At 61.7% G+C, this 14,499-nt stretch carries 12 protein-coding genes; 2 read left to right on the forward strand and 10 right to left on the reverse strand.

What is annotated here, in order from left to right:
- Positions 1-55 precede the first annotated feature (55 nt).
- The 9 genes from G7068_RS01790 to G7068_RS01830 form a co-directional block, all read right to left on the reverse strand.
- Positions 56-865 carry a shikimate dehydrogenase family protein gene (locus tag G7068_RS01790; protein WP_244304602.1) on the reverse strand — a complete coding sequence of 270 codons (810 nt, stop codon included), beginning with the start codon at positions 863-865 and terminating at the stop codon, positions 56-58.
- A complete protein-coding gene (gene mltG / locus G7068_RS01795; RefSeq protein ID WP_166288014.1) occupies positions 858-1,985 on the reverse strand; it encodes an endolytic transglycosylase MltG in 1,128 nt (375 codons plus the stop codon). Before mltG ends, G7068_RS01790 begins: the two co-directional genes overlap by 8 nt.
- Positions 1,982-2,479 carry a Holliday junction resolvase RuvX gene (gene ruvX, locus G7068_RS01800; protein WP_166292943.1) on the reverse strand — a complete coding sequence of 166 codons (498 nt, stop codon included), beginning with the start codon at positions 2,477-2,479 and terminating at the stop codon, positions 1,982-1,984. Before ruvX ends, mltG begins: the two co-directional genes overlap by 4 nt.
- Positions 2,480-2,494: 15 nt before the next feature.
- Positions 2,495-5,149, reverse strand: a complete 2,655-nt coding sequence (gene alaS / locus G7068_RS01805; protein WP_166288017.1) for an alanine--tRNA ligase — start codon at positions 5,147-5,149, stop codon at positions 2,495-2,497.
- Positions 5,150-5,197: 48 nt separating this feature from the next.
- Positions 5,198-5,419 (reverse strand): hypothetical protein, encoded by a 222-nt coding sequence (locus G7068_RS01810; protein WP_166288020.1) that lies wholly within the window; start codon positions 5,417-5,419, stop codon positions 5,198-5,200.
- A gap of 102 nt (positions 5,420-5,521) precedes the next feature.
- A complete protein-coding gene (locus G7068_RS01815) occupies positions 5,522-7,015 on the reverse strand; it encodes a sensor histidine kinase (RefSeq protein ID WP_166288023.1) in 1,494 nt (497 codons plus the stop codon).
- Positions 7,008-7,745: a response regulator transcription factor gene (locus G7068_RS01820; protein WP_166288026.1), complete on the reverse strand. Its 738-nt coding sequence runs from the start codon at positions 7,743-7,745 to the stop codon at positions 7,008-7,010. Before G7068_RS01820 ends, G7068_RS01815 begins: the two co-directional genes overlap by 8 nt.
- Positions 7,746-8,007: 262 nt before the next feature.
- Positions 8,008-8,637, reverse strand: a complete 630-nt coding sequence (gene rpsD / locus G7068_RS01825; protein ID WP_166288029.1) for a 30S ribosomal protein S4 — start codon at positions 8,635-8,637, stop codon at positions 8,008-8,010.
- 239 nt (positions 8,638-8,876) lie between these two features.
- Entirely contained in the window at positions 8,877-10,157 is a 1,281-nt protein-coding gene (locus tag G7068_RS01830; RefSeq protein WP_166292944.1) for a replication-associated recombination protein A, read from the reverse strand.
- A gap of 106 nt (positions 10,158-10,263) precedes the next feature.
- On the opposite strand from G7068_RS01830, the gene G7068_RS01835 reads away from it, so the two are divergent.
- Together G7068_RS01835 and G7068_RS01840 are read left to right on the forward strand one after the other, a co-directional pair.
- Positions 10,264-11,535 (forward strand): DUF349 domain-containing protein, encoded by a 1,272-nt coding sequence (locus G7068_RS01835; RefSeq protein ID WP_166288032.1) that lies wholly within the window; start codon positions 10,264-10,266, stop codon positions 11,533-11,535.
- A 127-nt stretch (positions 11,536-11,662) separates the two neighbouring features.
- Positions 11,663-12,229, forward strand: coding sequence for a hypothetical protein (locus G7068_RS01840; protein ID WP_166288035.1), 567 nt, complete (start codon positions 11,663-11,665; stop codon positions 12,227-12,229).
- Here the strand turns inward: G7068_RS01840 and G7068_RS01845 are convergent.
- Positions 12,226-14,475, reverse strand: coding sequence for a RelA/SpoT family protein (locus tag G7068_RS01845; protein ID WP_280116208.1), 2,250 nt, complete (start codon positions 14,473-14,475; stop codon positions 12,226-12,228). The two genes, G7068_RS01840 and G7068_RS01845, sit on opposite strands and share 4 nt — an antisense overlap.
- Between the last annotated feature and the right edge of the window lie 24 nt (positions 14,476-14,499).

The raw sequence follows: 14,499 nt of genomic DNA on the forward strand, positions 1-14,499 counted from the left end.
TGTTCCCTACACTCACTCTAACGGTCGGGGCTCAAGCGACTTAGATCCCTTAAACCTAGACCGCCTGCTGCATCACCGCGCGCACGTTCTCTTCCCCTGGAAGCGGGGTGTCGGGATCGCCGTTGCGAAAGATCCTGATTTGAATGATGGCCTGTTCCACGAGCATCTCCAGACCGGAGTGCGCTGATCCTCCCGCTGCATCCCAGCGAAGGGCAAGGGGTGAGGGCCACGGGTCATAGGCAACGTCGAAGAGAGGGATCTGCATCAGCTCACCCGGTAGATCAACCGTAGCGCTGGCGGGGCCTGGCAGGGTCGAAACCACGAGGGTCGCAGGCGCAGACTCCCCCGCATCAAACAGGCCGAGATCGAATCGATCAGCAAGATCCGCGGCGGCGGCTGTATTCCTGGCGAGGATCCGCACCGTTTCAGCGCCGAGGCGCCGAACTGCCAAAACAGCCGAGACTGCCGTGGCTCCAGATCCGAGCACAACCGTGTGCCTGGCGTCAAGCCCGGCCATTTCGATCGCGTTCGCGAGTCCGGCCACGTCGGTGTTAAACCCGGCCCACCCCGCGTCGCCCGCGAGGCGCAACAGTGTGTTGACCACGCCACTCTCTTCAGCGACCGGATCCCGAACCACGGCGAGCCTGTGCGCTTCTTCCTTCAGGGGCATCGTGAGCGAGAGCCCCTGCCACTCCGCTCCGCAGCTCTTGAGAAAAGTCTCAAGACCGTCAGCAGTGAGCTCGGCAGAGCCGTAACTCCAGGGCAGCTCCAACAGCTCGTACGCTGCCCGGTGGATGAGCGGCGACTTCGAGTGCGCGATCGGCGAACCGAGCACCGCAAGCTGGCGCTGCTCGGCCTTAGTCACAGCGTGTTCCTCCCGCGGCTTTGTGAGCGGTGCACCACTCGCCAAGCTTGGCGACGGCCGCATCATGCTCTTCTTTGGTCGTGGAGAATACTGTCTCACCGGTCTCAAGATCGATGGGCACAAAGTAAAGCCAGGACCCCTCGGCCGGGTGCAGCGCTGCTTCGATGGCGACATCACCGGGGTTGCCGATTGGGCCTATTGGCAAGCCTGGGTTGGCGTAGGTGTTGTACTTGTTTGAAGCATCTGCACGCTCCTCATCCGTCGTCCACACGGTGTGAGTGTTTCCGGTACCGTAGGCCACAGTCGCATCGGACTGCAACAGCATGCCCTGGTCCAAACGATTCTGGAAGACACGTGCAATCTTCGGGAAGTCTTCGAGGTTAGATCCGGCTTCACGCTGCACAACCGAGGCGAGCGTCAGCACACGCCACTCTTCGCCCGCGGGAACTCCGTGCTCAGCGAGCGCCTGCTTCATACGGTCGACCATGGTCTGCACCACGGTCTGCGCGGTGTCTTCGGGTTCAAACGTGTAGGTCGCCGGGAACAGGAACCCCTCAATCGACGGGAACTCCTTCGGAATGCCGTACACAGATAGATCGGCGATCGCCTTGTCAAAATCGGCCTTCGGAATGCCGAGAACCTCTGAAGCCCGATCAAGCGCGTCCGTCGCGGCCATACCCTCGGGAATGGTGACGGTGAGTTCCTTGCGGTTAGCCGGATCCTGAAGCGCCTTGAGCGCCGCCTTCGAGCTCATCTGGGACTTCATTTGGTAGGTGCCAACCTGAAAGTCGGGTTCGGGATCCTGCTTGAGCAGCAGTGCGTAGAACGCGTCGGCGGTTTTCACCACGTCGGCTGCAGCGAGTGTGTCTGCGACGTCGGCACCGTTCTGGCCCGAGGTGATGGTAATCAGCACGTTTCCGTGCCCGTTCCCCTCGTAGTCGTCGTCCACCCAGCCCATGGCCTTCGAGATTCCCTCGCCGAACTGCGACCAGAGGTAGGCGCCACCGGCGACAAGGCCGCCAAGCAGCACCACCACAACCGAGAGCGAGATAATCACGCGCTTCTTCGTGCGTGCGCGCTGCTCAGGTGTCTTTGGCGCCTTATTCTTCCGGGCGTTCATTCTGGTGTTCCCTCTCCCAGCGGCCCGCTCTGCGGCTCCACTTCAGTTCCAGCTGCTTCACCACGAGCACGCTCGATATCGAGCGCGTGCTGCAAGATCACTACAGCGGCGGCCTGGTCAATAATGTTACGGCTCTGCTTGGTTTTTTTGCCTGCCTGGCGCAGTTGCGACTGGGCCGAGACGGTTGAGAGTCGCTCGTCAACAAGGCGCACCGAGACGTCGCTCGGTGCACACGCTGTCGCCAGCTCTTCGGCAAACGCTTGGGCATCATCGGTCGACAGTGTTCGTTCCCCCCGCATGTTGAGGGGCAGCCCCACGATAATCTCGAAGGCTTCGAGTTCACTCGCTATCTCAACTACTCGCGCGACGGATCCGCTGGGCAGATCCCGAGCCACGGTCTCAACCGGGGTCGCGAGCATACCGTGGTTGTCACTGCGCGCGACACCAACGCGGGCCTTGCCCACGTCGACGCCGAGCCGCACTCCGCTGCGCATCTCACCCTGCAAGCGTTACGCTCCGAGCGTCCGTCGAATTTCGGCGAGGGCATCACCGATCTTCGCGGGATCAGTGCCGCCGCCTTGAGCAAGGTCGTCCTTGCCGCCACCGCCACCGCCAAGCACCTGCGCGGCCAGCTTCGCGAGCGCTCCAGCCTTCACACCGTTCTCACGCGCAGCCGGGTTGGTCGCCGCGATGACGACCGGCTTGCCCGCCGCCTCACCCGCGAGCACCACAACGGCGGAATCGCTGCCGAGCTTTTCACGCAGCTGCAGCGCCATGGAACGTACGTCGTCAGCCGATCCCACACTGCCGAGCGAGGCGAGCAGAACTCGCGATCCGCCAAGTTGCTCAGCACCCGCGAGCAGCTCCGGGATACGCTGCCCCAGTTTCTCTGCCTCGAGTGCGGCAATCTTCTTCTCGGCCTGCTTCAACTGCGCTCCAAGATCCTGCACCTTGGTAATCAGCTCGGTTCGCGGCACCTTCAGGCCACTCGTCAGCTGCTGCACAATCGCGCGCTCAGCGGCGAAGTTGCGGAACGCCTCGATGCCAACGAGTGACTCGATGCGACGGTTCGTCGAGCCAACGGAGCTCTCGGACACCAGGCTGATCATGCCGACCTCAGCCGAGCTCGACACGTGCGTGCCCGCACAGAGCTCGCGCGACCAGGCACCGCCGATGTCCACGACACGAACTCGATCGCCGTACTTCTCGCCAAAGAGTGCCATTGCGCCGAGCGCCTTCGCCTCTTCGAGTCCCATCTCCCGTGTCACAACCTCGTAGTCAGAGCGAATGGCGAGGTTTGAGATCTCTTCGATCTCGCTCTTCGTTTCGGTCGACAGCGCATCGCTGTGAGAAAAATCAAGTCGCAGGTAGCCGGCCTTGTTGTACGAGCCGGTCTGGTGCGCGTTTGGTCCGAGCACATCGCGGAGCGCCGCGTGCACGAGGTGCGTGCCCGAGTGAGCCTGCGTGGCACCGCGGCGGTAGTCGGCGTCAACCTGGGTCTCAGCGCGCGCATCAACAGCGATCGTGCCAATAAGCACACGCACGGTGTGCACGATCAGTCCCTGCACGGGCTTCTGCACGTCGAGTACCTCGGCCTCAAAACCGTCTCCGAGAATGAGACCCTGGTCGGCATCCTGTCCGCCAGACTCGGCCCAGAGTGAAGTCTCCGCGAGAACGAGCTCGGCAACCTGGCCCTCGTGTGCCTCTCGCGCGGGTGCGCCGTCGACCACGATGCCGAGCACACGGCTCTCGTGGGTCAGCTCGTCATAGCCGGTAAAGAGCGTTTCGCCGAGCCCGCGCAGCTCCTTGTACACAGAGAGATCCGCGCGCTGGCCCTTCTTCGCCTTCGCATCGGCCTTCGCGCGGTCGCGCTGCTCCTGCATCAGAGTCTTGAAGACCTCAGCATCAACGGAGACACCCGCTTCTTCGGCGACCTCAAGGGTCAGTTCGACCGGGAAGCCAAAGGTGTCGTGCAGCAGGAAGGCGGTTTCGCCCGAGACCGATCCCCCGGCCTGCTTTGCCTCGGCCACCGCGGTATCAAGCGTCTGGCTGCCGGATGCGAGTGTGCGCAGGAAGGTCTTCTCCTCGGCGTACGCAGCACGCGCGATGAAATCAAAGTCGTGCTCAACGGCGGGGTACGCGGCCTTCATGGCGTCACGCGATACTGGGAACAGCTCGGCGAAGCTCGGGCCCTCAACACCCAGCTGGCGCATTGAGCGGGTGACGCGGCGCAGCAGGCGACGCAGAATGTAACCGCGACCCTCGTTCGAGGGAGTCACCCCGTCGGCGATCAGCATGAGGCCGCTGCGCACGTGGTCGGCGATAACACGCAGCAGTACGTCGTCCTCGTGGTTGGCGCCGTAGGTCTTCTTCGCCAGTTCTGCCGCGCGGTCGAGCACCGGGCGCACCTGGTCGATCTCGTACATGTTCTGCACGCCCTGCTTGATGAAGGCGACGCGCTCGAGGCCAAGCCCCGTATCGATGTTTTTCTTCGGCAGTTCGCCCAGGATCGTAAAGTCGGTCTTCGACTTCACATCTGCGACCTGGTACTGCATGAACACGAGGTTCCAGATCTCGACGTAGCGATCATCGTCAGTGATCGGGCCACCGTCGATGCCGTACTCGGGACCCATGTCGAAGAAGATCTCTGAGCAGGGGCCCGCGGGGCCGGGCTGGCCGGTCGACCAGTAGTTCGTGTCCTTGCCGAGCTTTTGGATCCGCTCGTCCGGCAACGTCGAGTGCTGCTTCCAGAGTGCGAGTGCTTCGTCGTCCTCTTCGTAGACTGTGACCCAGAGATCCTCAGGCCGAAAGCCGAGCCCACCCTCTTCTTCGCTCGTGGTCAGCAGATCCCAAGCGAAGCTAATGGCGCCCTCTTTGAAGTAGTCACCGAAGGAGAAGTTACCCGCCATCTGGAAGAACGTGCCGTGACGCGGGGTCTTGCCAACCTCTTCGATATCGTTCGTGCGAATGCACTTCTGCACGCTCGTGGCGCGCGGGTAAGGCGCTGGCACCATGCCCGACAGATAGGGCACAAACGGCACCATGCCGGCCACCGTAAACATCAGGCTTGGATCATCACTCACCAGCGAGGCGGAGGGAACTACGGTGTGCCCACGCTTCTCAAAAAAGTCGAGCCAGCGGCGGTGGATCTCAGCGGTCTTCATCCGGGTGTGTCCTTCGTGGAAATCGGGCGTTGATAAAACGGGGGCGCGTTAGCGGTCGCTCTTGGCCTTCAGTGAGCCGAGAGCGGACTCAACATCGTCTTCGCTACCAGGCTCAGCCTCGTGGTAACCACGGTCGAAAGCACGATTGAACTCCTCGAACCCGCGGTTGAGCCGGTCAAAGAACCGGCGTCCCTCGGTTGTCTGGTTCACGAAGTGGGCCGCAACAAAACCCAAAACCGCACCCGTCACGAGCCAACGAAACTTGCTCATAACTTCCCATCCCTTCGTTTGAAAGCCCCCACCGAAGCAACGGGAAGGCACCCGACAAGCTTAGCGGTAGGAGTATTCAGCGGGCGGAGTCCTTGCTGTGGATCACTTTTTGGGCAGCCGCACGATGAATGACGTGTCTCCGGGCTCGCTCGTGACACGAAGTTCACCACCGTGCGCGCCGACGATTGCGTCGATGATCGCGAGGCCAAGCCCCGTGCTTCCGGTCGCTCTCGTGCGAGAGGCGTCTCCACGGGCGAAGCGTTCGAACAGCTTTGGCAGTTGTTCCGCCGGAATACCCGGTCCGTCATCATGCACACAAACTGTCGCCCAGTTTGTGTCTTCGCTCAGCGAGACCGACACCGTTGTGCCCTCAGGAGTGTGAATACGCGCGTTGGCAAGAAGATTCACGAGCACCTGCTGCAGCCGAGCAGGATCGCCGGTTACGGTTACTGCGCCAGCGCCGTTCTGTTCGGGATCAAAAAGCCACTCGTGATCCGGACCCGCAACGGCCGCGTCATTCACGGCATCGGAAACAAGCGTTGTGAGGTCGACAGGCTGGCTCGTGAGCTCCTGGCCCTCGTCAATCCGCGCGAGCAACAGCAGATCCTCGACCAGATCCGTCATGCGCACCGACTCGGACTCAATTCGACCGAGCGCGTACTCGGCGTCTTTCGGAAGCTCGAGACTCATGCGGCGAGTGAGCTCTGAGTATCCCCGAATCGAAGCAAGCGGAGTGCGCAATTCGTGAGAGGCGTCAGACACAAATCTCCGAACCTTTTCCTCACTGTCGTGCCGCGCGCGGAATGCCTGGGTCACCTGGTCGATCATTGAGTTGAAGCCGGACACGAGCCGCGTGACCTCTCCCGCTGCGTTTGGTCCGGGCTCCTCTGCGTGTTGCAGGTGCACCTCACCACGCTCGAGCGGGGTCTCTGCGATGCCCTCGGCCGCATCTGCGACCTTTTCGAGTGGGCGCAGTTCATGCCGCACGTACCAGGCCGCAAGAAAACCGAACACCAGACAACCGGCGATGGCCACAAGCGCCATGTTGATCCCGAGCGAAGAGATCGTCTGCTCGACGGACGCGAGGGGCAGGCCGACGATCATTGCGACTCCGCCGCGCTGCTCAATGTGGAACCGATAGTCGCCGAGGCCGTCTCCCGGGGTAATGTTGCGCGTCGGTGTGTCGCTCCACCCACTGGTAATGGCGGTGAGCTGTTCGGCTGAGAGCTGTTTTGTCGAAAAGTCTTCTTCCAGCAACACCCCACTCGCGCCACTAGCATCGACGTGCACCAGCACGGCTCCGCTTGCAACACCCGGACCGTCGATGAGCTGGACGAGGTCGCCACCCGGGCCTCCGGGCGTATCAGGGCCGGTCATTCCGCTCGTCACCATCACTCGTGAGGAGAGCGCACGCAGCCCACCGTCAAGCTGCTGTATGAGCGATGCTTGCAGAGATGTCAGCCCGATAGCGGCGATCGTGCCCGAGAGCAGGATCACCGTGAATGCGAGGGCCGCTACGATTCGTGTGCGAAGCGACCAGCTGTGCTTACGCGGCGCAGTTTTTGTGGGACCTTCAGCGGCCTGCGCACTAGTCATCGCTTGCCGGCCTGATCATGTACCCAACCCCGCGCACGGTTCGGATCATCGGGGGCTTTGCAGCCTCGATCTTTTTACGCAGGTACGAAATATTGAGCTCAACGACGGTAGAGCTGCCGTCGAACTCGCCGTGCCACACGCTCTCGTAAATGTGGGCTTTCGTCACAACCCGGCTTGGATTTTCCATCAGCACACGCAGCACTTCCAGTTCGGTCGACGTGAGGTCGATCACGTCGTCACCGCGCCGCACGTCAAAGCTGTTCTGATCCAGCGAGAGATCCCCCACTCGCAGCACGGCGTCATCTGTGACGCGCAGCTTGCTGGAAGATCGTCGCGCGAGCGCGTGCACCCTGGCCACGAGTTCGTCAAGGCTGAAGGGTTTCGTCACGTAGTCATCGCCGCCAATGTCTAGGCCGGTGAGGCGATCCTGCATGGAGTCTCGTGCCGTCAAGAACAGCACCGGCACACCGTCGCCTTCGTCGCGCAGGCGCTGCAGCACCTCGAGCCCGTCAAGACCGGGCATCATGATGTCGAGCACAAGCACATCGGGTGCAAACTCCCGGATTGCCGCCAAAGCGTCCGCGCCGTTACTCGCGACCTGCGTCTCCCAGCCCTCGTAACGCAGCGCCATGCTGACCAGGTCGGAGAGCGCGGGTTCGTCGTCAACCACAAGCACGCGCGGTTTCTGATCCCGTGCGGTGTTTACCTCGCGCGACGTTTGTGTTCTCATGCCTCTAAGTCAGCCAGATGATCCTATGCGAATCGTGTGGACGAGCCGCCGATCCTCTGCAAACAGCCTCGCGTCGGCGCGGTTCGGCTCTGTTTGCGGCTCCCCCTCCCCGCCCCTCCCGCCCCTCCCAATCGAGTGTGGCCAAATTGCTAGTTGGGAGCTTGCCAACCCGCAATATGACTTCACCCGATTGGCAGGGATCGACAGGGAGATACAAAAAATGGGGCACCGGCGAACCGGTACCCCATTTTGAGACGCTGTCTTAGCGAGCTGCGTAGTACTCAACCACGAGCTGCACTTCACAGGTCACGGGGACCTCAGCGCGCTTCGGGCGACGCAGCAGGCGAGCCTGCAGCTTGTCGAGTTCAACCTCGATGTAGCCGGGAACGTTCGGCAGAACCTCTGCGTGGCCGCCAGCAGCAGCAACCTGGAGGGGCTCGATAGCCTCGGAGCGCTCCTTCACGTGGATGAGCTGACCCGGCTTGACGCGGAACGAGGGACGGTCAACGATCTTGCCGTCAACAAGAATGTGGCGGTGCACAACCAGCTGGCGAGCCTGTGCGGTGGTGCGGGCAAAGCCTGCACGGAGCACGAGGGCATCAAGGCGCATCTCGAGGAGCTCAACCAGGTTCTCACCGGTCAGGCCGTCCTGACGACGGGCTTCCTTGAACGCGATAACAAGCTGCTTCTCGCGGATGCCGTACTGGGCGCGAAGACGCTGCTTCTCGCGCAGACGAACAGCGTAGTCGCTGTCGCTCTTACGCTTGGTGCGTCCGTGCTGACCGGGGCCGTACGGACGGCGCTCCATGTACTTGGCGGCCTTGGGGGTAAGTGCAATGCCCAGTGCCCGCGAGCGGCGGGTCTGTGAGCGGGTACGCGACGTAGTAGACACGTGTATCCTTTCGAGTTTCTGACATTTCTTGCGACTTCTAACGAAATCGCGTGTTCTCTCGGCCACGCTGTGTCCGCATTGACCGGCCAGATCCAAGGATCAAGCAGCAATGCACGCGACACAGCACACCGTCTTCGGTGAGGGAACGACCAGCGCAGAAACCCGGCTACAGGGCGACTGCCACCCGCCTCTCGCTTGCAGCCAGCAGCAAGAAGTGGTGTAGGCCAACGGAAAGCTTATCAGATGTCGCGGGTAATCTTGCGTATCTTCTCGAGGCGGTCGGCGATCTCGCGTTCGTGACCGCGCGGCACGGGTTTGTAGTATTCGCGATCCAAGAGCTCATCGGGAAGGTGCTGCTGTTTCGAGACGCCCATTGCCTCATTGTGGGGATACTTGTAGCCCTTGCCGTGGCCGAGGCGCTTTGCACCCGGGTAGTGTCCATCACGTAGGTGGATCGGCACCAAACCAAAGCGGCCGGCTTTGACATCAGCGATGGCACTGTCGATGGCAGTAATGACGGCGTTAGATTTTGGTGCGGTTGCGATGTATATCGTCGCTTCGGCAAGCGGGATGCGCGCCTCGGGCAGCCCGATGAGCTGCGTAGCCTCAGCGGCGGCGACCGCAATCAACAGGGCTTGAGGATCCGCCATCCCAACGTCCTCTGCAGCGTGCACCATGAGCCTGCGCGCAATAAAGCGAGGATCCTCCCCCGCTTCGATCATGCGGGCGAGGTAGTGAATGGCGGCGTCCGGGTCCGAGCCGCGCAGCGACTTAATGAAGGCGCTGATCACGTCGTAGTGCTGATCGCCATTTTTGTCGTAGCGCAGCAGTGCACGATCAACAGAGACCGACACGATTTCGGCGGTGACAACGGGTGTCTCAGCGCCCTTTTTACCGGCGAGGGCAGATGCCCCTGCCGCCTCGAGACCGGTGAGGGCGCGACGAGCGTCACCCGAGGCGAGCTGCACGAGGGCGTCGAACGCCTCATCTTCAAGGGAGATCGCACTGTCAAAACCGCGGGGATCCTCGACCGCACGAGTGAGTAGCGTGCGGAGCTCGTCGTCCTGCAGCGGCTCGAGTGTGAGCAGGAGCGAGCGCGACAGCAGCGGACTGATTACAGAGAACGAAGGATTCTCGGTTGTTGCGGCCACGAGCGTGACCCAGCCGTTTTCGACGCCGGGCAGCAACGCGTCTTGCTGCGCTTTGGTAAAGCGGTGGATCTCGTCGAGAAAGAGAACCGTAGCGATGTCAAAGAGATCTCGGTCGTTCAGAGCGCGTTCCATGACGGTGCGCACGTCTTTAATGCCGGCGGTTACCGCGGAGAGCTCGACGAATCGGCGGCCGCTCGACTGGGCGATTGCCTGAGCAAGCGTTGTCTTTCCGGTACCGGGTGGACCCCACAGAATGATTGACACAGCGCCCCGCTGCGCCTCCCCCTCAGCCGCGAGAACTCGCAGCGGTGAGCCGGGTTTCAGCAGGTGTTGCTGCCCCACAACCTCGTCGAGAGAGCGCGGGCGCATGCGCACGGCGAGAGGTGCGGTATGCCCGGGAACAGCTGAGGTGGTCACCCCACCATGCTATCCGTGCCGAGCTGTGGCATAGTGGGAGAGTCCAATCTGGTTGGCTATGAGTCAACCCCACTACCGACAGGTGAGTAGCACTGTGAGCGAAACGAGCAAAGAAACGCCCTGGGGCCGAGTTGACGAAGACCGCACGGTCTACGTTCGCGAGGGCGACTCTGAACGAGCCGTAGGCTCCTTCCCTGACGGAACTGCCGAGGAGGCACTCGCCTACTTCGCTCGCAAGTACGCGGATCTTGAGGGCCAGGTCACACTTCTTGAGGCCCGCATTGCGCGCGGCACCGCCGAGGGTTCCGTTGCCGAAACCGTCGCGAAACTTCAGGAGTCACTCGTTGAGCCAGCCGCTGTGGGCGATCTCGCATCGCTACGCGCGCGCGTCGAGAAGCTTGGTGGCAAGGCTGCTGAGCTCTCTGAGAAGCAGCAGGCCGAGCGAGAGGCTGCCCGGCAGGAAGCTCTCGCCCAGCGCGAGGCAATTGTTGTAGAGGCAGAAAGGTTGGCTGCCCAGCCGGAGACCTCCATTCGCTGGAAAGACACCAGCATGGCTCTGGAGAAGCTCTTCACCGAGTGGCAGACCATTCAGCGCAGCGGCCCCCAGGTCCCGAAATCTCAGGCTGACGCACTGTGGAAGCGGTTCCGTTCTGCCAGGCAGTCGTTTGACACGGCTCGCCGCACCCACTTCGCTCAGATGGATGCCAACAACAAAGACGTGAAGCAGCGCAAGGAAAAGATCATTGCTGCCGCCGAAGCTCTGGCTTCCAAGGGCACCGATGCGATCCCCGCGTACCGCTCACTGCTTGACGAGTGGAAGGCAGCCGGTCGCGCGAGCCGCAAGCTCGATGACCAGCTCTGGGCTCGGTTTAAGGCTGCTGGCGACGTGCTCTACGAGGCAAAGGCCGCAGAGGTCGCGCAGAGCAACGAAGAGTACGCAGCGAACCTGACCGCAAAGCAGGCACTGCTTGAAGAAGCAGAGCCGATTCTGAAGATCTCGGATCAGGTTGCGGCCCGAAAGCAGCTCACTGATATTCAGATCCGCTGGGACGAGGTCGGTCGTGTGCCACGTGAGGCTTTGCGTGATATCGAGGGTCGGCTGCGCAAGGTTGAGGATCACGTTAAGGGCCTTGAAGAAGAGCACTGGCAAAAGACGAACCCCGAGACCAAAGCTCGCAGCGAGGGCCTGCGCGGGCAGCTCGAGACCTCGATTGCAGATCTGACCGCAGAAATCGAGGCGGCCAAGACTAAGGGCGATAAGAAGGCGCAATCCGATGCCGAGGCGAAGCTGCAGACGCAGCAGTCCTGGCTCGCGGCACTGGGCGACTAGTCACTCGAGACGTCATTAAGGCCGTCTACCTTCGCTCACAGCGACGGTAGACGGCCTTTCTCATTGACTTATCCACAGATTTGTAAAACCTCGACCGTGGCCGCTTGAACTCGTGCAATCTGGTTTTATGCCAGAACGATCCACGCTAACGCTCCCAAAGATCCCCGCAATCTACACCTGGCCCGTCGCGGTCAGATCTGCTGAAATCTTGCGAGGCACCCTGGTGCACTGCGGACCCGGATCTCGCCCCGTAGGATGGCCGGAGACCAGCCGCATACGCGCCACGGCCCTTGCGCCCTGGTACACGGAACATCGAGTCGCAGTGCGCATGAGCGCCGCCTGGATTTGGGGAGCCACTCGACACCCGGGCAAACCACTTCGGTTTGCGACGCTTGGCGGGCGCCGCGCAGAGATGGTTTCCACGTCAATCATGACGCTGCAGCAGTTGCGTCTTGCAGACAGCGACGTGGTCTACTGCGACAGTTTCGCGGTGACCTCGCCTCTGCGCACCGCGTTAGACCTGCTGCGGGACCCCGAGGGCTTCGACGCGCGGAGCAGAGCCGCCTATCGCCTGCTGCTGCCACTCATTGCGGGAGGAGCGGACGCGGTGACGGCAAGACTCGTTGAGGGACCGCAGGCATACCGCAACGTCGCGCTCACTCGCATCAGAGGGGGTGAGCGCGACGGCTGTTAGTTCGTAATGCGGTACACGTCGTAGACGCCGTCAATGCGTCGCACAGCGTTCAGCACGTGTTCGAGGTGGGTTGCGTTCGCCATCTCAAAGATGAATCGGCTAATTGCGAGCCGGGAAGAGGAGGTATTCACCGATGCCGAGAGAATGTTCACGTGGTGCTCCGAGAGCGTGCGGGTCACGTCCGAGAGCAGCCCTGAACGGTCGAGGGCCTCCACCTGAATGTGTACGAGAAACACGGTCTTCTCGGTGGGCGCCCACTCAACATCAACCAGACGATCGGCCTGCTTCTCCAGCTGAGCAAAGTTGTGGCAGTCGGTCCTGTGAACTGAGACACCCTGCCCCTTCGTGACGAACCCGCGAATATCGTCGCCGGGAACCGGCGTGCAGCACTTTGCGAGCTTTGCGAGCACGTCTGAGGCACCCTTGACCACCACTCCACTCGTGGAGCCGGCTTTGGGAGCGCGCGGTGAATCGATGATTGGCATCGTCGCGAGAGCAGGCTCAGTCGATACCTGATCGTCAAATACAAGCGCCGACACCTTTTCGATGACCGACTGGGCCGACACGTGCCCCTCGCCGACGGCAGCGTAGAGGGCCGTGACATCTGCGTAACGCAGCTGCAGCGCAACCTGCTGCAGCGCGGCAGAGTTCATGACCTGGTGAAGAGGCATGCCCTGTTTGCGAAGCGCCTTGGTGATCTCGACCTTGCCGGTCTCCGCCGCCTCGTCGCGACGCTCCTTAGTGAACCACTGGCGAATCTTGTTCTGCGCGCGCTTGCTCTTTACGAAATTGAGCCAGGCCTTATTGGGACCAGCGTTCGGGTCTTTTGAGGTGAAGACCTCAACAACGTCGCCGTTCTGAAGCGCCGTCTCAAGCGGCACAAGCCGCCCGTTCACCCTGGCGCCCATCGTACGGTGGCCTACCTCGGTGTGGACCGCATAGGCGAAGTCCACCGTAGTTCCACCAGCGGGGAGGCCCACTACGCGCCCCTTTGGCGTGAAGACGTAGACCTCTTTTGCGCCGATCTCGAAGCGCAACGCGTCCAGGAACTCGCTTGGATCTTCAGTTTCCGCTTGCCAGTCAGAGATGTGCGCGAGCCAGGCCATGTCGTTCGAACTCGGCGCCTGCTGGCCCTGCTGCCGCTGCTTGTACTTCCAGTGAGCCGCAACACCGTATTCGGCCCGCTGGTGCATCTCAACAGTTCGAATCTGAATCTCGACCGCGCGCCCATCGGGGCCGATCACGGTCGTGTGCAGCGACTGGTAGAGATTGAACTTCGGGGTCGCGATGTAGTCCTTGAAGCGACCCGGAATCGGCGTCCAGCGCGCGTGTACGGCCCCCAGAACGGCGTAACAGTCACGGATCGAGTTCACCAGCACACGGATACCTACGAGGTCGTAGATGTCATCGAAGTCGCGGCCGCGCACGATCATCTTTTGATAGATCGAGTACAGCTCTTTCGGGCGTCCTGTCACCTCGCCACGGATCTTTGCGTCGCGCAGATCGGACTCGATCGACTGGATCACCGCTCCGACAACCTCATCCCGCTGCGGGTTGCGCTGCGAAACGAGGTTTTCAATCTCCGCGTAAAGCTTTGGCTTGAGCACTGCAAACGAGAGGTCTTCGAGCTCGGACTTCATCGACTGAATACCGAGCCGGTGCGCGAGCGGCGCGTAGATTTCGAGCGTCTCTTGAGCCTTACGCTTGGCAGACTCGCCCGAGACGAACCCCCAGGTACGTGCGTTGTGAAGGCGATCCGCAAGCTTGATGACAAGCACCCGAATGTCACGCGACATCGCAACAACCATCTTGCGCACCGTTTCCGCCTGAGCGGAGTCGCCGTACTTCACCTTGTCGAGTTTGGTTACGCCATCCACAAGCATGGCGACCTCTTCGCCAAATTCAGCCGTGAGCTGCTCGAGCGAGTAGTCGGTGTCTTCGACAGTGTCATGAAGAAGCGCCGCTGCAATAGCCACTGGCGCGATGCCAAGGTCAGCGAGGATCTGAGCGACCGCAATCGGGTGAGTGATGTACGGCTCACCGCTGCGGCGTTTCTGGCCGCGGTGTGCTCGCTCCGCCACCGTGTACGCGCGCTCGATGATCGAAAGATCTGCGCGTGGGTAATTGCCTCGCACAGTGCGGATGAGCTGATCGACCGCTCCTGGAGCGCTACCGCGCGAAAAGATTCGCGGTACAAGACGCCTGAGCGAGGTTGTACCGCTTTGAGCCGTTTCGTTAACCGCCACGTTCAACCTCCTTTGACAAACTGA

This window comes from Leucobacter viscericola (assembly GCF_011299575.1).
Classification (GTDB): domain Bacteria; phylum Actinomycetota; class Actinomycetes; order Actinomycetales; family Microbacteriaceae; genus Leucobacter; species Leucobacter viscericola.